At 41.6% G+C, this 18589-nt stretch carries 22 protein-coding genes; 18 read left to right on the forward strand and 4 right to left on the reverse strand.

Going from position 1 to position 18589, the window contains the following annotated elements:
- Position 1: 1 nt before the first annotated feature.
- Together ASU35_RS14515 and ASU35_RS14520 are read right to left on the reverse strand one after the other, a co-directional pair.
- Entirely contained in the window at positions 2 to 1207 is a 1206-nt protein-coding gene (locus ASU35_RS14515; RefSeq protein ID WP_058353696.1) for a dicarboxylate/amino acid:cation symporter, read from the reverse strand.
- 39 nt (positions 1208 to 1246) lie between these two features.
- Positions 1247 to 1744, reverse strand: coding sequence for a prolyl-tRNA synthetase associated domain-containing protein (locus tag ASU35_RS14520; RefSeq protein WP_058353697.1), 498 nt, complete (start codon positions 1742 to 1744; stop codon positions 1247 to 1249).
- A 183-nt stretch (positions 1745 to 1927) separates the two neighbouring features.
- On the opposite strand from ASU35_RS14520, the gene rpsF reads away from it, so the two are divergent.
- The 5 genes from rpsF to ASU35_RS14545 all read left to right on the forward strand — a co-directional run bounded on the left by rpsF (position 1928) and on the right by ASU35_RS14545 (position 4216).
- Positions 1928 to 2215, forward strand: coding sequence for a 30S ribosomal protein S6 (gene rpsF, locus ASU35_RS14525; protein WP_058353698.1), 288 nt, complete (start codon positions 1928 to 1930; stop codon positions 2213 to 2215).
- Positions 2216 to 2233: 18 nt separating this feature from the next.
- Positions 2234 to 2680 (forward strand): single-stranded DNA-binding protein, encoded by a 447-nt coding sequence (locus tag ASU35_RS14530; protein WP_058353699.1) that lies wholly within the window; start codon positions 2234 to 2236, stop codon positions 2678 to 2680.
- Positions 2681 to 2723: 43 nt separating this feature from the next.
- Positions 2724 to 2999, forward strand: a complete 276-nt coding sequence (rpsR, locus tag ASU35_RS14535) for a 30S ribosomal protein S18 (RefSeq protein WP_058353700.1) — start codon at positions 2724 to 2726, stop codon at positions 2997 to 2999.
- Positions 3000 to 3302: 303 nt separating this feature from the next.
- Entirely contained in the window at positions 3303 to 3707 is a 405-nt protein-coding gene (locus tag ASU35_RS14540) for an MmcQ/YjbR family DNA-binding protein (RefSeq protein WP_058353701.1), read from the forward strand.
- Positions 3701 to 4216 (forward strand): AAA family ATPase, encoded by a 516-nt coding sequence (locus ASU35_RS14545; RefSeq protein WP_242861292.1) that lies wholly within the window; start codon positions 3701 to 3703, stop codon positions 4214 to 4216. Before ASU35_RS14540 ends, ASU35_RS14545 begins: the two co-directional genes overlap by 7 nt.
- Before the next feature lie 10 nt (positions 4217 to 4226).
- On the opposite strand, the gene ASU35_RS14550 is transcribed toward ASU35_RS14545, so the two are convergent.
- Entirely contained in the window at positions 4227 to 5363 is a 1137-nt protein-coding gene (locus tag ASU35_RS14550; RefSeq protein WP_058353702.1) for a hypothetical protein, read from the reverse strand.
- A 169-nt stretch (positions 5364 to 5532) separates the two neighbouring features.
- Between ASU35_RS14550 and ASU35_RS14555 the strand changes: the two genes are divergently transcribed.
- The 8 genes from ASU35_RS14555 to ASU35_RS14590 are packed head-to-tail and all read left to right on the forward strand — an operon-like array spanning position 5533 to position 13370.
- A complete protein-coding gene (locus ASU35_RS14555) occupies positions 5533 to 7593 on the forward strand; it encodes a DHH family phosphoesterase (protein ID WP_058353703.1) in 2061 nt (686 codons plus the stop codon).
- Complete coding sequence (rplI, locus tag ASU35_RS14560) at positions 7593 to 8039, forward strand: 50S ribosomal protein L9 (protein ID WP_058353704.1); 447 nt, start codon at positions 7593 to 7595, stop codon at positions 8037 to 8039. Before ASU35_RS14555 ends, rplI begins: the two co-directional genes overlap by 1 nt.
- Before the next feature lie 14 nt (positions 8040 to 8053).
- The gene (dnaB, locus tag ASU35_RS14565) at positions 8054 to 9388 is read left to right on the forward strand and encodes a replicative DNA helicase (RefSeq protein WP_058353705.1); all 1335 of its coding nucleotides are present in this window, start codon (positions 8054 to 8056) and stop codon (positions 9386 to 9388) included.
- A gap of 17 nt (positions 9389 to 9405) precedes the next feature.
- Positions 9406 to 11019, forward strand: a complete 1614-nt coding sequence (dnaX, locus tag ASU35_RS14570) for a DNA polymerase III subunit gamma/tau (RefSeq protein ID WP_058353706.1) — start codon at positions 9406 to 9408, stop codon at positions 11017 to 11019.
- Between the two features lie 18 nt (positions 11020 to 11037).
- The gene (locus tag ASU35_RS14575) at positions 11038 to 11391 is read left to right on the forward strand and encodes a YbaB/EbfC family nucleoid-associated protein (protein WP_058353707.1); all 354 of its coding nucleotides are present in this window, start codon (positions 11038 to 11040) and stop codon (positions 11389 to 11391) included.
- Entirely contained in the window at positions 11391 to 11987 is a 597-nt protein-coding gene (gene recR / locus ASU35_RS14580; protein WP_058353708.1) for a recombination mediator RecR, read from the forward strand. The genes ASU35_RS14575 and recR overlap by 1 nt, the downstream gene beginning before the upstream one ends.
- 13 nt (positions 11988 to 12000) lie before the next feature.
- The gene (locus tag ASU35_RS14585; protein ID WP_058353709.1) at positions 12001 to 13161 is read left to right on the forward strand and encodes a chitobiase/beta-hexosaminidase C-terminal domain-containing protein; all 1161 of its coding nucleotides are present in this window, start codon (positions 12001 to 12003) and stop codon (positions 13159 to 13161) included.
- Positions 13162 to 13187: 26 nt separating this feature from the next.
- Positions 13188 to 13370: a helix-turn-helix domain-containing protein gene (locus ASU35_RS14590; RefSeq protein WP_058353710.1), complete on the forward strand. Its 183-nt coding sequence runs from the start codon at positions 13188 to 13190 to the stop codon at positions 13368 to 13370.
- A 174-nt stretch (positions 13371 to 13544) separates the two neighbouring features.
- Here the strand turns inward: ASU35_RS14590 and yyaC are convergent, their stop codons facing one another.
- The gene (gene yyaC, locus ASU35_RS14595; protein ID WP_058353711.1) at positions 13545 to 14117 is read right to left on the reverse strand and encodes a spore protease YyaC; all 573 of its coding nucleotides are present in this window, start codon (positions 14115 to 14117) and stop codon (positions 13545 to 13547) included.
- 141 nt (positions 14118 to 14258) lie between these two features.
- On the opposite strand from yyaC, the gene ASU35_RS14600 reads away from it, so the two are divergent.
- From ASU35_RS14600 to ASU35_RS14620, 5 genes are all read left to right on the forward strand, one after another.
- The gene (locus ASU35_RS14600) at positions 14259 to 15410 is read left to right on the forward strand and encodes a LysM peptidoglycan-binding domain-containing protein (RefSeq protein WP_147525462.1); all 1152 of its coding nucleotides are present in this window, start codon (positions 14259 to 14261) and stop codon (positions 15408 to 15410) included.
- 57 nt (positions 15411 to 15467) lie between these two features.
- Complete coding sequence (locus tag ASU35_RS14605) at positions 15468 to 16643, forward strand: DUF5711 family protein (RefSeq protein ID WP_058353713.1); 1176 nt, start codon at positions 15468 to 15470, stop codon at positions 16641 to 16643.
- Positions 16643 to 17158, forward strand: coding sequence for a CvpA family protein (locus ASU35_RS14610; RefSeq protein ID WP_058353714.1), 516 nt, complete (start codon positions 16643 to 16645; stop codon positions 17156 to 17158). Before ASU35_RS14605 ends, ASU35_RS14610 begins: the two co-directional genes overlap by 1 nt.
- A 90-nt stretch (positions 17159 to 17248) precedes the next feature.
- Entirely contained in the window at positions 17249 to 17590 is a 342-nt protein-coding gene (locus ASU35_RS14615) for a hypothetical protein (protein ID WP_058353715.1), read from the forward strand.
- A gap of 85 nt (positions 17591 to 17675) precedes the next feature.
- Positions 17676 to 18329: an HAD family hydrolase gene (locus tag ASU35_RS14620; protein WP_207644140.1), complete on the forward strand. Its 654-nt coding sequence runs from the start codon at positions 17676 to 17678 to the stop codon at positions 18327 to 18329.
- Positions 18330 to 18589: the final 260 nt, after the last annotated feature.

Consider the following 18589-nt stretch of genomic DNA (forward strand, 5'->3'; position numbering starts at 1 on the left):
ATTATCTTGCAATGTATTTATTATAGATAGAATTTACAACGATACCAATGGCATTATCTCCAGATACGTTGCAGGCAGTTCCGAAGGAATCCTGGGTGATATAAAGAGCAACCATGATTGCGCAAATAGGGCCATTTGGATCGCCGGCTTCTGCACCGAATACCATATATAAAAATGGGAGAGCAGTCATGATGGAGCCACCAGGAGCACCAGGAGAAGCTACCATGGCAATTCCCAGTGTCATAATAAACGGAATGATAGTTGCAAGGTTGATTGGGATCTGATTCATCAGGCAAACAGCTGTTGCACAAGCAGTAATAGTAATCATAGATCCTGCCATATGTATGTTTGCACAAAGCGGTACTACAAAATTGCGAATTTGTTCGCATACACCATTTGCTTCAGCACATTGAAGATTAACTGGAATACTTGCGGCAGACGATTGAGTTCCCAGTGCTGTGGTGTAGCCTGGAATTTGATTTTTAATCAGGGTGAATGGATTTTTCTGGCTTATGGCACCAGCAACTATAAATTGAAAAGTAATACATACAAGGTGCATGAGAATTACAACAATAAATACCTTCCAGAGAATGCTTAAAATAGCAAAGGTTTTTCCTGATTTTGTCATATCAACAAAGGTTCCGCAGATGTAAAGGGGCAGCAATGGAATAATGACGGTATGCAGCACTTTATCAATAATTTTGGAAAAGTCATTCATGGCATTGTAAAGGGTATCACCAAGCTCTTTGCCACGCATGGTGGATAGGCAGAGCCCTATGATAAATGCCAGTACAACTGAAGCAAGAGTTTCCAAAAGCGGTGCAATACTGATGGAAAAATAAGGAGAGAGAGAACTGCCAGCTGTTTCGGCAATCTGCTCCAGAGCACCCTCGCTCATAAAATAAGGAAAAAGGCTGGATGAAACCAGAAAAGAGGCAGAGCCTGCAATTAAGGTGGAGCTATAAGCGAGGGCTACGGTAATCAGCAAAAGCTTTCCTGCTCCCTGAGATAAATTTGCAATTCCCATGGTTACATATGCTAAAATCATAAGGGGAATAACGAATTTTAAAAAACTGCTGAAAAATCCAGATAGGGTTATAACCAGTCGGCAAAGGCTTTCTGGTAAAAACTGACCAATCAGGATGCCTAAAATAATAGAAATAATCAGCTTTGGTACAAGGCCAAGCTTGAAACTCTGAATTTTCATAAAATAAACCTCCAGTAAGTAGTACAACGATGCATTGATTTAAGGGAGTGTAATCTCAACCATTGGATTTCCCATATGCTCAATAAAGCGATACATATCATCGGTTGGTATTTCAATGGTGGCTGTGTTGATGTTTGGATGGAAGGTAATTTTTTCTCTTTCTCGAAGTTCTGTATCAACGACAACAGTTATATCATGTTCCTTATTATTAATCAGTCCGAAGACAGATACCATACCAGGCGTCAGATTGAGTTTTTCTACCATCTTTTCCTCGGAGGCAAAGCTTACATGCTTTTCGCCAATCAAAGGGGAAAATTCCTTGATGTTAAGAGGCTTGTTGCCATTCATCAGAACCAGCCAGAAAGCGGTCTTTTTCTTATTCGTTAGGAAAAGGCTTTTACTTGGTGTGCCAGTCAGATGTCCCATGCACTGGTCTGCTTCCTCACAGGTGATGGTGGCTTCGTGTTCAACTCTCGTATATGGAATATTCAGTTCATTTAAGACTTCATAAAGCGGTTTTTCAACTTCTGCAATCATTATATAATACCTCCTGTTTAAAACAATTGTTAAGACGAGTATAGCATGGAAAACTTAGATAAAAAAGGCTTGCCAAAATAAAAAATCCATGTTATAATATTGTTTCGTGAGACAAATTATAAAAAATTCCTTGTTCTCCCCGGTGAGGGAGAGCCAGAGACCAGAAGGAGGTGCAACGCAACTATGAATAAGTACGAATTAGTTTTAGTTGTAAATGCAAAAATCGAAGACGAAGCTAGAGTAGCGACTGTTGAAAAAGCTAAAGAGTATATTACCAGATTCGGTGGTACTATTACCAATGTTGATGACTGGGGCAAGAGAAGATTAGCTTATGAAATCCAGAAGATGAGGGAGGGCTACTATTACTTCATCCAGTTCGAGTCTGATTCAGAGACTCCTGGCGAGCTTGAGCAGAGAGTTCGTATTATGGAAAACGTAATCAGATATTTATGCATTCGACAAGACGCATAAGAGAAGGAGGTTTTCCTCATGAATAAGTTGATTTTGATGGGCCGTCTGACAAGAGACCCTGAGATTAGATATTCCCAGGGAGAAAATTCCCTGGCGATTGCAAGGTTTTCACTTGCAGTAGACCGCAGATTTAAAAGAGCCGGTGAGGCGGAGGCAGATTTCTTTAACTGTACCGCATTCGGAAGACAGGCTGAGTTTGTAGAGCGGTATTTGAAGCAGGGAACCAGAATCCTTTTAACTGGTAGAGTTCAGAATGATAACTATACCAATAAAGAAGGACAGAAGGTATACAGTGTACAGGTTATTGCTGAGGAAATTGAATTTGCCGAGAGCAAGAGTGCCAGTGCAGCGAACCAGGCAGCAGGCGGATTTCAGCCGGCAGCACAGCCAGAGCCTAGTCAGGCTGTTGGCGATGGGTTCATGAATATACCGGACGGAATCGACGAAGAATTACCATTCAATTAAGATAGGAACAACTGTAAAAGTATTTGAAAAGGAGGTTTCGGTTATGCCATATAATAAGAATGACAGAGCTGATAGAGCTGATTCTCCAATGAAGAGAAGAGGCGGACGCAGAAGAAAGAAAGTTTGCGTATTCTGTGCAGATAAAGAACACAACGTAATTGATTACAAGGACGTAAATAAGTTAAAGAGATATGTATCTGAGAGAGGCAAGATTCTTCCTCGCCGTATCACAGGAAACTGTGCTAAGCATCAGAGAGCTCTTACTGTGGCCATTAAGAGAGCTCGTCATATCGCTTTGATGCCATATGTTTGCGAATAAACCTTAGGAAAATCAAGGATTTGCGAGTGTATGAGTTGTGTGTTGACACAAGATTTTAAGAGAATTGACCAATTACTCGAAAGGGTAGTTGGTCTTTTTTAATTAGTGTCTGCTTAATCAGCAGACACTAATTAGTGACGAGGAATATATAATACAAGCATATCGTAAGAGAAATGAGGAAATTGGATATCGCATTAGCCAAAAGCAGATTGTGGCGATGTAGAGGAGATATTATGGATATATTTACAATGGGATTTAGGCAAAAATTGGTGGATGTCGTTCAGGGAAAAGGAGAAATGATTTATGAGGTATACATGGATTGACGAATATTTACTTAGTAAGGCAGGAGTGACAAAAGATCTCCAGAAGGATTGGAATTGGATTCGTTATCAAATAGGTGGGAAAATGTTTGTCGCAGTCTGTTTGGGTGAGAATGATGAGCCATATTATATTACCCTAAAACTTGAACCGGCGGAAGGCGATTTTTTGCGTCAACAGTACGAGGATATCATTCCTGGATATTATATGAATAAAACCCATTGGAATTCAATAAAACCAGATGGTGAAGTGCCCGATAATTTATTGAAAGACTTATTAGATAAATCGTATCAACTTGTGCTTGATGGATTTAGTAAAAAGAAGCAGAGGGGAATATTAGAAGGAGATCAACCGATAAATGTAATAAGCTGTTGCGGCACAGATTGCTGAAAACTGGTGAAGATGATGAAAAGCCGGACGAGAAAGTACTTGATATTTTAGAAAATATTATGGATCAAATTAGACTGGTTTCCACATATAAAGGTGTCCATGTACCAGGCATGATATTTGATTCCATAGGAACAAAGAAGATTGCGGCTATTGCCAGCTATGTGATTGAAGCACTTGAACAGGGCAGAATTCTAGTTGTAGATGAGTTGGATAGCAGTATTCATTTTAAGCTTACCAGGACGATTGTTGCGATATTTAATAATGAATTGAATACAAGTGCACAGATGATATTTACAGTACATGATATTAACCTTATGGACTGTAAGAGAATGTTCCGGAAGGAGCAGATTTGGTTTGTTCATAAGGATGAAGAAGATGTATATGTATATTCACTTGCTGATTTTACTGCACAGCAGGGAGTGAGAGATACGACGGATGTTATGGAAAAATATAGGAAAGGAGCATCGCTCCATAACCAGATTTTAGTTATTTTGCGACACTCCCCTTGAGTATGCTTTATTAATTAAATTTAATCGTGTAGTAGCCGGAAGTAGTTTTGCTGCCCTTTTCTACCTGAATATAGTAAGTGCCAGCTGGAAACTTGTCTTTAGATTTAAAGGAAACCTTGTTACTATCATAGATACGAATGGTGTCGCCGAAAATAGTTAATTTGCTGCTGGCTGGAATAACCTTAAATTTTAACTGGTCACAGCTTTTTGCAGTGATGGTCAGGGACAGCACCTGCTTTTTCGTAAGCTTTATCTTGTAGTAATCATATTTTTCTATGGAATCCTCGGATTGCACTACACCCTTTGCAGTTTTTCCTTTGGAAATAGCTATAGCCTTTTTCTTGGAGGAACCACTTTTTTCGCTTACTGCGGTAAAAGAATAATTTAAATGGCTTATATTGGAAGAAGTACCCTTTAAGGCAATGTAGTAGGTACCTTTTTTGACAGCAAAATAGGTTACACCACCCTTTGATGTATTTGATAAATAAACGCTATTGGAGCATGCTTCTTTCTTGGAGTTATAAAGAGTGACATAGGTGGAGCCAACATAGTTATCAGAATCTGCAGCTACTTTAATATAACCGGTCTTAGGAATACTGATTTCATGGTAAAGTAATTCATTATTACCGGAGAAGCTGTAAACATCCTCTTTGACATTGATTTTTCTTGTCTCACTATTGTAGCAGTATGGACTGATTGTAACGGCTACATCGGAGTTTGTTCCCTTGTAAGTAAATTGTAAATAATAAGTACCGGCCTTTGTAATCGGTGCAGACAATGTAGCCTCTAAAGTGCCGGAGCTTAAATATTTACTGTAGCCAGTTTTTTCTGTACAGGAAGCATCGGAATAAAGCTGTGCAGTAATGCCCTTTTCGGTACCGGCAATAGACATAGGAATATAAATATATCCGGCATGCTCCATATTGATTTCCTGGATAACAGATTCTGCACCGGCTGGCAGAGTTACTGTATAAGAAGTAAAAGAAGAAGCTTCGGGTGTGAAGGAAGCTGCCTCGCCGGGAACGATACCCTGTGTGGAATCTGTAGTGATAGGTGTTGTAGTTTCAACGGCCTGTGCAGCTGGTGCAAATGCAGAAAAGCTGAGTACGGCAGCCAGAAGACAGACGGTCAGTTTTTTTAATTTCATTGAAAAACCCTCCCTTGGTTTGAATTAAAATAGTTTGTGATCATTTTATAATAAAAGAAGGGTGAAGTCAATTCAAACAAAAGCACTAATTTAAAAAGGGCTTTTAAATTTGAGCTAGAAATGGTATAATGTACTCCGTAGCTTTGTATTCATAAATGGGAGATTGATTATGAAGAAGAAAGTAAGAGTAAATAGAGCAATTAAATCTTATTTGAGATGGCCGCTGCTTTTAACACCACTGCTTATATGCATGAATATCAGTATTTTGGTGATAGACCAAAAGGCTGGTTTTATTATGGGTGCTTATACCCTTCTGTATTTTTTGATTGCACTTGTTTTGTTTCTGACAAAAAGATCCACTCTTTTAAAAGACATGGTTGGCTATGCTGCAGATTATGGAAAGGTGCAGAAACAGCTGCTGCGTGAGATGGAGCTGCCTTTGGGTGTTATGGATACAGAGGGGCATCTTCTGTGGGCTAATGATGAATTTCTTGATATTATTAAAGATGAAAAGGCCGGCAGAAGAAACATTGCAAATGTAATCCCAGAGCTAAATCCTGAGCTTTTTCCAGAAGGTGAGCTGGATGAAGAGGCCCATGTAAAGATAGGAGAAAGAAATTACCGAATTGTGCTTCGCAAGATTATGCTGGAGGAAGATGCAGAGGAAAATGCTAAGGGGCTGGGAAGAGACTTAGAGAAGCTGTGCGATAACAGCTGCCTGATTAATCTGTATCTACATGATGAGACAGAGATTTTACAGTATATTCAGGAAAACCATGACCGGAAAATGGTATCCGGCCTGATTTATATTGATAACTATGAAGAGGCACTGGACAGTATGGATGAGGTAAAGAGTTCCCTGTTAGTAGCTTTGGTAGACCGGAAGATAAGTAAATATATGCAGAACATTGATGCTATCCTGCGGAAGATGGAGAAGGATAAGTATTTCTTTGTTTTTCAGCAGAAATATTTGCCCCAGCTCCAGAATGAAAAATTCTCTATTCTGGAGGAGGTGCGGACGGTAAATATTGGTAATGAGATGGCGGTTACCGTTAGTATAGGACTGGGCGTTAATGAGGATTCCTATTTGGGAAGCTATGAGTATGCCCGGGCAGCCATTGATTTAGCTTTGGGACGCGGTGGTGACCAGGCGGTAGTAAAGGAAAAGGAAAAGATATCCTACTATGGAGGAAAGAGTGTCCAGGTAGAGAAAAATACCCGTGTGAAGGCAAGAGTAAAGGCTCATGCTCTGAAGGAACTGGTACAAGCCAAGGATGAGGTTGTTATTATGGGACATTCTGTAGGTGATGTGGATTGCTTTGGTGCAGCTGTTGGCGTATATCGGATTGCCAAAACTCTTGGAAAGAGGGCATATATCGTTATCAACGAAATAACGGCTTCTGTGCGACCTAATATAGAGCGGTTTCGGAACAATCCTGACTATGAAGAGGATATGATTATAACCGGGGGAAGAGCAAAGGAGATAGTTGATAATGATACCCTTTTGGTGGTTGTGGATGTAAATCGTCCAGGCTATACAGAATGTGAAGAGCTGACTCATCAGACCCAGACCGTTGTTATTCTGGATCACCACAGAAGGACTGGTGAAGTCATTGAGAATGCAGTACTTTCCTATATAGAGCCCTATGCATCCTCCTCTTGTGAAATGGTTGCAGAGATTTTACAGTACATTGACGATGGAATTAAGCTAAAGCAGCCAGAGGCAGATGCCATGTATGCTGGTATTATGATTGATACCAACAATTTCCTAACAAAGACAGGGGTGCGTACCTTTGAAGCGGCAGCATACTTAAAACGCCACGGTGCAGATGTTACCCGTATCCGAAAGGGACTTCGCAGCGACATGGAGGAGTATAAGATCCGGGCAGAGGCGATTAAACATACGGAGGTCTATCTGGGGTGCTATGCAATTACCGTCTGTGCGGCAGAGGGTATGGATAGTCCGACGGTCCTGGGTGCTCAGGTGGCAAATGAGCTTTTGGACATTTCAGGAGTTAAGGCCTCCTTTGTATTGACGGAGTTCAATGATAAAATTTATATTAGTGCTCGTTCTATTGACGAGCTGAATGTGCAGCTGGTTATGGAGCGGCTGGGCGGCGGTGGACATATGAGTGTTGCCGGTGCGCAGCTTAAGGACTGCACGATAGAAGAGGCAAAGGATATTGTCCGGAAAACTTTAGACGATATGAATGAGGAAGGAGAATTATAATGGATATTATTTTATTACAGGATGTAAAGAGCCTTGGTAAAAAGGGTGAGACAGTAAAGGTAAATGACGGCTATGCAAGAAACTTTATTCTGCCAAAGAAGCTGGGGGTAGAGGCTACCTCTAAGAATCTTAACGATTTGAAGCTTCAGAAGGCTCATGAGGAAAAGGTGGCACAGGAGATTTTGGAGGAGGCAAAGGCCTTTGCAGCAGAGCTTGCTGACAAAAAGGTAGAGCTTTTTATCAAGACTGGTGAGGGTGGAAGAACCTTCGGTTCTGTATCTACCAAGGAAATTGCAGCAGCAGCCAAGGAGCAGTTGGGTTACGATATTGATAAGAAAAAGATGCAGCTTGCTGAACCTATTAAAAGTCCGGGAACCTTTGAAGTGCCAATTAAGCTTCATCCAAAGGTAATCGGAAGTCTTAAGGTGCATGTATCTGAGCAGTAAAGGATGAGAATACGATGGACGAGGCATTGATTAAAAAAATTCTGCCCCATAGCGATGAGGCAGAGCGTTCGGTCATTGGCTCTATGATTATGGATAGGGACGCCATTATGACGGCTTCGGAGATTCTGATTGAGGAGGATTTTTATCAGAAGCAGTATGGCGTTCTCTTTGGAACTATGACAGAGCTGTACAATGAGGGGCGGCCGGTTGATTTGGTTACCCTGCAGGACCGTCTGAAGGAAAAGGAGCTGCCACCGGAGCTTTGCAGTGTAGAGTTTATTCGTGATTTGGTAGCAGCGGTGCCAACCTCGGCAAATGCCAAGTATTATGCTAATATTGTAAAGGAAAAGGCTGTGCTCCGGCGGTTGATTAAGGTGTCAGAGGGTATTGCCAATGAATGTTATTTGAGCCGCGAGCCGGTGGATGCGATTCTGGAGGACACGGAAAAGCAGATTTTCGATGTAGTGCAGAATAAGTCTACCGGTGATTTTGTGGGGATTGATAAAATAGTGTTGCAGTCCCTAGAAAGCATAGAGGCGGCTTCTAAGACAAAGGGTACGGTAACCGGAGTGTCTACTGGCTTTTATGATTTGGATTATAAGACGGCAGGCTTACAGCCTTCGGACCTGATTCTGGTAGCGGCACGTCCTTCCATGGGAAAGACGGCTTTTGTATTGAATATAGCAGAGCATGTGGCAGTAAAGGATAAAAAGACAACGGCGATATTCAGCCTGGAAATGTCAAAGGACCAGCTGGTAAAACGTATGTTAGCCATGAATTCCAAGGTAGATTCCCAGGCTATCCGAAGCGGTGAGCTAAAGGATGATGACTGGGTAAAGCTGGTAGAGAGTGTAAAGGAAATCGGAAGCTCCGGTTTGATTATTGATGATACGCCGGGTATTTCCATTTCCGAGCTGCGTTCCAAGTGCCGGAAGTATAAGCTGGAGCATGACCTGGGCTTGGTTATCATCGATTATTTACAGCTGATGACTGGCAACAGGAAAACAGAATCCAGACAGCAGGAGGTATCGGATATCTCTCGTTCACTGAAGGCTCTGGCGAGGGAGATTAATGCTCCGATTGTGGCACTTTCCCAGTTGAGCCGTGCGGTAGAGCAAAGACCGGATAAACGGCCGATGCTTTCCGATCTTCGTGAGTCCGGTGCGATTGAGCAGGATGCCGACGTGGTTATGTTTATTTATCGTGATGACTACTATAATAAGGATACCGAGGAGCCAGGTGTAGCAGAGATTATTATCGGTAAGCAACGTAACGGCCCGACAGGTACGGTAAAGCTGGGCTGGCAGGCTCAGTACACCAAGTTTGTAAATCTGGAGAGAAATCATTAGAAAGGGACGTAAGGTTTATGTCATATACAGCGTTATACAGGAAATTCCGTCCGGCTGCTTTTGAAGATGTAAAGGGACAGGAGCATATCGTTACGACTCTGAAAAACCAAATACGGGCAGACCGGATTGGTCATGCCTATCTGTTCTGCGGAACAAGAGGAACCGGAAAAACTACGATAGCGAAGATACTGGCGAAGGCAGTGAACTGTGAGCATCCGATAGATGGAAGCCCCTGCAATTCCTGTGCCATGTGCAAAGTAATCAATGCCCAGACTTCGATGAATGTGATAGAGATTGATGCGGCCTCTAACAATGGTGTGGACAATATCAGAGAGATTATTGATGAGGTTCAGTATTCTCCGACAGAAGGCCGTTATAAGGTTTATATTATTGATGAGGTTCATATGCTTTCTACAGGAGCCTTTAATGCATTGTTAAAGACTTTGGAGGAGCCACCGGCTTATGTTATTTTTATTCTGGCAACGACGGAGGTACACAAGATTCCGATTACGATTCTTTCCCGGTGCCAGAGATATGATTTTAAGCGGATTACCATTGATACGATTGCAGCGAGAATACAGGAGCTGGCAGATAAGGAGGGCATACAGGCAGAAGAAAAAGCCATCCGTTATGTAGCAAAGGCTGCAGACGGTTCCATGAGAGATGGATTAAGTCTGTTTGACCAGTGTATTGCTTTCTATCTGGGGCAGGAGCTTACCTATGACAGAGTGCTGGAGGTTTTAGGAGCGGTAGATACCGAGGTGTTTGGTACGATGTTCCGCCATATTGCCCGTGGTGAAGCGGTAGAAGCATTAGAGCTTCTGGAAAAACTGATTATTGACGGCAGAGAGCTTGGCCAGTTTACGACCGATTTTACCTGGTATTTGAGGAACCTTTTACTTATAAAGACCTCGGATATGGCGATGGATATGATTGATGCATCCAGCGAGCAGCAGGACATTCTACGACAGGATGCACTTTTGTGTGATGCCGATACGCTGATGCGGTATATCAGAGTGTTGTCAGAGCTTTCTAACCAGTTAAAGTTTGCCAGCCAGAAACGGGTACTGGCAGAGATTGCATTGATTAAGCTGTGTCGTCCAGAGATGGAAAAAGGCTATGATTCCGTTCTTGACAGGATTCGTCAGATAGAAAGAAAACTGGAGGATGGAAGCTTTATTCCGGCAGGGGCTGTCCCTGGAACGAATGGTTCAGGAATTGCAGAAGCAGGTCAGGCAGTTGTGGCATCTCCCGTACTTTCTGCTGAAGCCAGAGAGGCTCTAGCAAATGCAGTACCGGAGGATTTAAAGGCAGTTGGGAAGGACTGGGGTGCTATTATGGCACAGCTTCCACCGGCAGTAAAATCCATGATGGGTAGTGCAAGACCGATAGCCGGTGAAGGTAATGTGCTGATTCTTCAGTTTACGGATGAGCTGGAAAAGAATTTTATTGATACACCGGAGCATCTGTTAGATATTGAAGAGACAATCCGCAAGCGGATTCAAAAGGAAATAAAGGTAGAAACCAGATATGCAGGCTCAGAGGATACTACAGCTACCGCTGAGCTGGATTTAAGAAATATTGTAGGAGCTCTTGAAAAAAAGGGAGTTTCTGTAGAATATGAAGATTAATTAAAGGAGGAAATAAAAATGGCAAAAAGAGGTGGATTTCCAGGAGGAATGCCTGGTAATATGAATAATCTGATGAAGCAGGCACAGAGAATGCAGAAGCAGATGGAGGAAAAAACAAAGGAATTAGAGGAAAAGACCTATGAAGGAACTGCCGGTGGAGATGCTGTAAAGGTTACTGTTTCCGGCAAAAAAGAGGTGGTTAGCGTAAAGCTTTCGGAAGAGGCTGTTGACCCGGATGATATTGAAACTCTGGAGGATTTAATCGTAGCCGCAGCTAATAACGCTCTTCGCATGATGGAGGAGGACTCTGCTAGTGTAATGGGCTCTATTGCAGGTGGTCTTGGCGGCCTGGGCGGAGGCTTTCCGTTCTAATGGATTACTATAGTGCACAAATCAGCAAGCTCATTGAGGAGCTTTCCCGACTTCCGGGTATTGGAAGCAAATCGGCACAGCGGCTTGCATTTCATATTATTAATATGCCAAAGGAGCAGGTAGAAAGTCTGGCAAAAACGATTACCGAAGCAAAGGCTAATATCCGTTATTGTAATGTGTGCTGTACTCTGACAGATAAGGAAGTCTGTCCAATCTGCAGCAGTGATAAGCGAAATAAAAAGCAGATTATGGTAGTGGAGAATCCAAGAGACCTGGCAGCCTATGAAAAAACCCAGAAATATGAAGGTGTGTACCATGTGCTGCATGGTGCTATCTCTCCGATGTTAGGTATCGGTCCCGGAGATATCCGTTTAAAGGAGCTGATGCTGCGGCTGCAGGGAGATGTGGACGAGGTTATTATAGCCACAAATTCCAGCCTGGAGGGTGAAACGACGGCGATGTATATCAGTAAGCTGATTAAGCCGACGGGGATCAGGGTCAGCCGTATTGCCAGTGGCGTACCGGTAGGTGGTGATCTGGAATATATTGATGAGGTAACGCTGCTCCGGGCACTGGAGGGACGGGTTGAACTATAGAGGAGATAATTTTATGATTATAAGACAGATAAAAAAATGTATGTTAGGGGCCACGGTAGCGCTACTGCTTGCAGCGGCCCCTTTTGTGGCATCTTTTTCAGAGAACGGAGGAGGTACGGTAGTGGAGGCTGCCTCAGCCAGACTTTCTGCTCCGGTGGTTTCTAAGAAAGCAGGAACCTATAAAAATAAGGTAACGGTAACTATTGAAAATAAGGCAGCCAGAGGGAAAATTTATTATACAACGGATGGGAAAATACCTACAGCCAAGTCCAGGGTATATAAAAAGCCGTTGACTTTTCAAAGGACAACCGTATTAAAGCTGTGCTGTATTAGCGGTAACCAGAAGAGTGCCGTAGTTACACGAAGGTATGTAATAAAGAAGTCAAGTTCCCCATATAAGCCGATGGATGAAGATATTTACACGCACAGCCGGGTAGAAAAATATATTAATGCCCTGGCGTATGAGGACAAAAAGAATTTGACGGCAGAGGAGAAGCAGGTATGTCAAAAAATAGAACAGATTATAGCAGAGACCATTCATGAGGGTATGACCAGAGAGGAAAAGGCAAAGGCTATCCATGATTACATTATTAATTTAAATGCTTATGATTATGAAAATTATAATCGTGGGACGCTGCCAGATACCGCCTTTGATGTTAGGGGGGTACTGCTTAGGAACAAATCGGTCTGCCAGGGATATGCAGAAACCTATTTTATCTTTATGCATTTGCTGGACATTCCCTGCAAAATGATTTCGGGTGGAGATCACGGCTGGAATTTGGTGAAGCTGAGTGACGGGAAATGGTATCATGTGGATTGTACCTGGGATGACCCGGTGATGGAAGGCGGAGAGCAGAAATTACTTTATCGCTATTTGTTTATGAATGATGAGATTATGCTGCTGGATCATCAATGGGAAGTAAAAGATTTTCCAGCTTGCAATGGAACGAAATACCTTTACTATGGCTATGATACAAAGCTTGCTTCGGTAAATGATTTTGCCGACGCAGTAAGAAAGGCATATGCAGAAGGAAAGCATGAACTGACAGTATTGTATCCGGAGGAGGGATTACCAGATTTACAAATTATATGTGATATAACAGGAGCGAATAGAGTTGGGTATTATCCGCCAGAGAAATTAGGAAAGTATACTATATTTACCGTTACGTGGTAAGAAATGTTGTTTAAACAGAGCTTGGATTGAGTGAGGAAGAAAGGGAAGTATATGAAATTTTAAGTGAAACGCTACCTAAGCCAATTAGTGAAATTATGACTGGTGTGCCATATGGAAAAAGTAAGGTTACAGAAATTTTAAAAAGAATGGTGAATGCAGGAGTTGTGAAGATTAAAGGAAATGGCAGAGGAACAAAGTATCATTTATGATAACGTTCGGATATTAATTAAGAAAAACAAAAAGGAACGGCAATGCCGTTCCTTTTTGTTTTGGTTAATGAGAGGGGGAGAGTAATTCAAATGTATGAAAACCTCTTACGATTATTAGTATACCCAATAATTGTGACAATAGTGTGTATAAACCCTAAAAAAAATCTAAAACTTCTAAAGGATTAGTGAAGAAATTATAGAATATTTTATACCAAGACAAATAAAGTCGGCTAGCTGCATCACGACGTCAAGCCGGGTAGTTTGTAATACCATATTATTTAAGACGCCGGAAATGTTTACAATGCCAGTGATAAAGATATCGCCGACTGCCGGAAGTACCTTATCCACACCGATACCAGGACATAGAGAGCCTTCTCCGAGAGTAATACAGCCAATGTGCCGGCTGGAACCGAGAGAAGCATCTATGGCAATAACGGTGGCAAAGGGATGTAGCCGACGGATTTTCTGTATGGTTTCCTCCAGGTTCTTCGCATGAACCGGTTCGGAAAGTGTACCATAGACAAAAAAACCAGGATGCTTAAGATGAGAGAGCTTGTAGCCTATGATGGGACCAAGACAGTCTCCGGTAGCCCGATCTGAGCCGATACACAAAAGAACAAGCTCCTTTTGTCTTTTTAATTTATTTTTTATTAAGCAGGTAAGCATCTGGGAAAATTTTGGGATATCCTGCTTTCTATTTGCATCATAATAATAAATGTCTGTTTTTTTTGTTAATGTCGAATTCATAGTGCCTCCTAGATTGATTTAATAAAGGTATTCCCTAAATGGAAAAAATTACGCAGAAAAACCGCCGCGGAATATGACAAAGGTGGAAAAAGACTGGTGAGAAAGAAAAAAGAAGGAGGAAAAAGAAGGAAAGAGGGCGAAATGAAAGAAAGTATTCTTTTCCATTTTGACAAATTCCTGGGAAGCTTCGTGTTAAGATGGAGAAAAAAAGAGAGGACAGAGAGGAAAATGACAGAAGAATTAAAACTGCCTAAGAATGTAAGACAAATTGGACGAGCCATGCCGGAGAAAAAGCTATACATAGAGGACTATGTAATTACCTTCGCAAGAAAGCAGACGAAAAAGAAAGCAGAGCCACAGCTAGCGGTGCTCCTGGGGAAGGAGCCCCAAAAGCAGGAGGAACCTTTATTTATTAGTGGAGCTGTACTGGTAGAGGATTTTGCAATCGAAACATCACTGCTACTTAGCAATGAAAACTGGTCCCAGGTTTATGAGGAGATAAAGACTCATTTTTCCGAGCTTGAAATCGTGGGCTGCCTCCTGATTCAAATGGCCTCCGGGGAAGCACCAAGTGAGAGGATACAAAGACTTTATCGAGAGAATTTCGGCGGTGGACATAAGGTATTGTTTCTTTATGATGGAGAAGAAAAGGAGGAGCATTTTTATTTACTGGAAAATGGACTTTTACAAAAGCAGGAGGGCTTTTATATTTACTATGAAAAAAATGAGGCCATGCAGGAATACATGATTGGAAAAAGCGATGGAGCAAGCGAAGAGCCATTATTTGAGGATAAGGCCATGAAGCGGGTAAGAGAAACGATAGCAGCAAAACCCCAAAGAAAGGAGCGTACGCCGGAGCACCGTCTGCTACAGTTGATGTATGGGGCTAGTATGGTTCTGGCAGCAGCAGTTCTCGTAATTGGAATTACGATGTTAGATAGTCATGATAAGATGCAGAGTATGGAAACAACATTGAATGTAATTTCAGATAAGGTAAGTGAAAATACATCGCAGCCAGTAGTGGTGGAAACACTGCCTGGAAATACTCATGTGAGCAGCAATGAGGAAATGAAGAAGGCTGAGATCAAAAAAGAAGAGGCTAAAGAGAGTGAGGCTGAGACTAAGGAGGTAGTGGCAAAAAAGAATTATTATACGGTAAAGGAAGGAGACACTCTGGCCTTTATAAGCTTGAAGGAATACAACACACTGGATATGGTTAAGGAGATTCAGGAGCTCAATGAGATTGATGACAGGGATAAAATCTATATTGGGCAGAAATTACTTCTTCCATAATAAAGGTAATTGTGGTAAAGTAGTTTTAGCAATTAGCAAAAAGATAAGGTGTGTTGTATGGATAGTTTAATGGAACGCAAGGATGAAAAACGAATAGAAAGAGAAAGAAAGAAGCACAAAAGAACAGTAGTATTTACAACTGTATTTGCAATATTTGCAGTTGCAGTTTTTGCTGGTTATCTGATTAACAGCCTGATTAATCGGGAATATACGGCATACGAAACAGTAACCTCGATTCCAAGGCAGGACAGTGATACGGTAAAATATCTTCCTTATAAAGATGGGTCTATTCTAAAATATACAAGAGATGGAGCCTCAGCAATGGATACGGAAGGCAATGCTTTGTGGAACGGCAGTTACGAGCTCAATAATCCGGCGGCTGATGTCTGTGGCTCCTATGTTGTCATTGCAGATATCGGAGGAAAGGAAGCTTATGTGTTTAATGGCAGTGATTCGGGAACAAGAATTACAACACTTTTGCCGATTTTGGAAGCAGAGGTAGCAAAGCAGGGAGTTGTGGCTTTGGTGCTGGAGGGTGAGGATTCTAACGAAATTCAGATTCATAACCCATATGAGGGCAGCAAGTCGCTTTTGGTAAAGATTCTGACGAATGCAGGAAATGATGGTTATCCGGTAGATATCAGCCTGTCAGAGGATGGTAAAAAGCTGGTGACTTCTTATGTAACAACAAAAAACGGTGAATTAAAAAGTAAGGTGACTTTCTATAATTTTGATGAAGTAGGAAAAGATAAGGTAAACAATATTGTAGGTGGTGTGGACTACGGCAGTGATGTCGTGGCTAGAGTTGTATTCCTGGACAATGATACGGTATGCCTGATGCTTAATAAGGGACTGATTCTTTATTCTATGCAGGAGCTTCCTGAGGAGACTGCGGTGCTGGATGCGGGAGTAGAGCTTAATAGTGTCTTGTATAATGGAAATTCTATCGGATATATAGCAGATGGTAAGCTTTTACTGTATGGCTTTAGCGGCAGCAAAAAGCTGGAGCTTCCGGTTGCCTGGGAGTATGATGAGGCAGAGCTGATTGGTGAGGATATTATTTTTCGCTCCAAGCTATCCTGTCATGTGCTTCGAATGGGCGGTTCCGTAAAGCTGTCCTGTAGTTTTGATAAAAATATTCTTTATATGTTTCCGACAGAAAAGAAGGACCGCTATATTTTTATTGATGAAAATAATATAGAAGAAGTAAAGCTTTTGGAGGAAGGAAACTAATGGAGGCAGATAAGCTTTTAGATTTAGGAAGGAATCTGGATGTCGAGCAATTAAACTGGCTTGTGATAGCGGTTATTATTATTATAGCTGGTTATATGATAAAAGGTGGGGCAGATGGCTTTGTAAAAACTGTCTTTGAAATGTTTTCTGTGCTGGTGGCGGCAGCAGCGGCATCTTTTTTGGCACCTTATATCAATACAGTATTAAAAAGTGATGCACCTTTATTTGCCTTTTTAATCGGATATTTTGTGTGCTGGCTCATATTAAAATATGCTTGTGCGGCACTGGATATTATAAGCAGGCTTCCAATTATCAATGAACTTAATAAGGCAGCAGGGCTGCTGGCTGGACTGTTCCGGGGAATTATTATGGTATGGACTCTGTTTATTATTATAACTGTTTTCCGGGAGACGGCATGGGGTGGTACGGCATTGGGACTGATAGAAGACAGCCATATTCTGAAAACCCTTTACCAAAGCAATCTTATCCTAAAGCTGGCAAAGGTCTTTTTTTAGAGCAGGCATTGCATTAAGTACAGGTATCCGTTATAATAGGGGGTATCAGGTTGGCCTGGCCGACAAATACATACAGAAAGGGAAGTTGTTATGGCGAAGGATATTATTAAGTTCGATGATTTCGACAAGCTTGAATTTAAGCTGGGTGTGATTGTAGATTGTAAGCTGCACCCGGACGCAGACCGGCTACTGATTTTTCAGGTAGATGTAGGAGAAGAAGAGCCAAGACAGATTGTTTCCAGCATTGCAGAGTTCTATAAGCCGGAAGAGGTTATCGGAAAGCGGGTTGTAGTTGTTACCAATCTTAAGAAAGCAAAATTCAGAGGCGTTGAATCCAATGGAATGCTTATGTGTGCTTCTTTAGAGGATGATGAGGATGTTGAGCTTTTAACTATTACAAAGGATTTTCCGGGAGGAACCTTAGTAGATTAATATGAATGACCGAGCCAGGGACAAAATAAGCCGCAGACTTTTTCGTCCCTGGTAATTTGTGTAACAGGAAAGTATGGAGAAGAGTATGATACAAAAAGAGTATTTATTTTTTGATTTAGATGGAACCCTGACTGATTCTTCAGAAGGAATTACAAAGGGAGTTATGTATAGCCTTGCCAAATTTGGGATTCAGGAAGAGAGGATGGAGGAGCTGCTTAAGTTCATAGGCCCGCCGCTAAGGGATTCCTTCATGAAATATTATGGCTTTTCTGAGGAAGAAGCCAAAAAAGCTGTTATTTATTATAGAGAGTATTATCAGAATACAGGGCTTTTTGAAAATAAGGTCTATCCGGGGATGGAGGATGTTCTTATTGCTTTAAAGCAGGCTGGGAAAAAGCTGGTAGTAGCGACCTCTAAGCCAGAAGAATATGCAAGGCGTATTCTGGAGCGTTTTGGCTTGTATGATTATTTTGATTATATTGCCGGAGCTGGTATGGATGGAAGCAGGACAAAAAAGGCTGAAGTAATTGAATATGCCCTGGAAAGCTGTGATATTACAGACAAAGAAGAGGTTTTGATGATTGGCGATAGAGAGCATGATGTGTTTGGTGCAGCACAGGTCGGAATAAGGTGCATGGGTGTATTATATGGCTTTGGAAGTCGTCAGGAGCTGGAGCTTGCTGGAGCAGCTTATATTGCAGAGAGCGTAGCTGATATTGAAAGACTGATATTAAAGTAGGAAGAATGTATAAAAAAGACAGCTCAAAAAAAACTCGAAAAAAATAAAAAAAGTTGTTGACAAATAGAGAAAAAAGTAGTAAGATAATATTCGTTGTCGCTGAGACATGAAAACAGTAGAGAAAATAAATTAAAAGTTTTTCAAAAAAACTATTGACAAAGCGGTTACGATGTGATAAGATATAAAACGTTGACGCCGCAAGGCAGACAACAAAGAACCTTGATAATTAAACAGTGAAACAACCCTGAAAATTCTAATGA

It is taken from the genome of Acetivibrio ethanolgignens (genome assembly GCF_001461035.1).
In the GTDB taxonomy this organism is placed as follows: domain Bacteria; phylum Bacillota; class Clostridia; order Lachnospirales; family Lachnospiraceae; genus Velocimicrobium; species Velocimicrobium ethanolgignens.

Coding starts and splice junctions, on each gene's coding strand:
- ASU35_RS14515 (WP_058353696.1), bottom strand. CDS start 1,207: ATGAAAATTCAGAGTTTCAAGCTTGGCCTTGTACCAAAGCTGATTATT.
- ASU35_RS14520 (WP_058353697.1), bottom strand. CDS start 1,744: ATGATTGCAGAAGTTGAAAAACCGCTTTATGAAGTCTTAAATGAACTG.
- rpsF (WP_058353698.1), top strand. CDS start 1,928: ATGAATAAGTACGAATTAGTTTTAGTTGTAAATGCAAAAATCGAAGAC.
- ASU35_RS14530 (WP_058353699.1), top strand. CDS start 2,234: ATGAATAAGTTGATTTTGATGGGCCGTCTGACAAGAGACCCTGAGATT.
- rpsR (WP_058353700.1), top strand. CDS start 2,724: ATGCCATATAATAAGAATGACAGAGCTGATAGAGCTGATTCTCCAATG.
- ASU35_RS14540 (WP_058353701.1), top strand. CDS start 3,303: ATGAGGTATACATGGATTGACGAATATTTACTTAGTAAGGCAGGAGTG.
- ASU35_RS14550 (WP_058353702.1), bottom strand. CDS start 5,363: ATGAAATTAAAAAAACTGACCGTCTGTCTTCTGGCTGCCGTACTCAGC.
- ASU35_RS14555 (WP_058353703.1), top strand. CDS start 5,533: ATGAAGAAGAAAGTAAGAGTAAATAGAGCAATTAAATCTTATTTGAGA.
- rplI (WP_058353704.1), top strand. CDS start 7,593: ATGGATATTATTTTATTACAGGATGTAAAGAGCCTTGGTAAAAAGGGT.
- dnaB (WP_058353705.1), top strand. CDS start 8,054: ATGGACGAGGCATTGATTAAAAAAATTCTGCCCCATAGCGATGAGGCA.
- dnaX (WP_058353706.1), top strand. CDS start 9,406: ATGTCATATACAGCGTTATACAGGAAATTCCGTCCGGCTGCTTTTGAA.
- ASU35_RS14575 (WP_058353707.1), top strand. CDS start 11,038: ATGGCAAAAAGAGGTGGATTTCCAGGAGGAATGCCTGGTAATATGAAT.
- recR (WP_058353708.1), top strand. CDS start 11,391: ATGGATTACTATAGTGCACAAATCAGCAAGCTCATTGAGGAGCTTTCC.
- ASU35_RS14585 (WP_058353709.1), top strand. CDS start 12,001: ATGATTATAAGACAGATAAAAAAATGTATGTTAGGGGCCACGGTAGCG.
- yyaC (WP_058353711.1), bottom strand. CDS start 14,117: ATGAATTCGACATTAACAAAAAAAACAGACATTTATTATTATGATGCA.
- ASU35_RS14600 (WP_147525462.1), top strand. CDS start 14,259: ATGAAAGAAAGTATTCTTTTCCATTTTGACAAATTCCTGGGAAGCTTC.
- ASU35_RS14605 (WP_058353713.1), top strand. CDS start 15,468: ATGGATAGTTTAATGGAACGCAAGGATGAAAAACGAATAGAAAGAGAA.
- ASU35_RS14610 (WP_058353714.1), top strand. CDS start 16,643: ATGGAGGCAGATAAGCTTTTAGATTTAGGAAGGAATCTGGATGTCGAG.
- ASU35_RS14615 (WP_058353715.1), top strand. CDS start 17,249: ATGGCGAAGGATATTATTAAGTTCGATGATTTCGACAAGCTTGAATTT.
- ASU35_RS14620 (WP_207644140.1), top strand. CDS start 17,676: ATGATACAAAAAGAGTATTTATTTTTTGATTTAGATGGAACCCTGACT.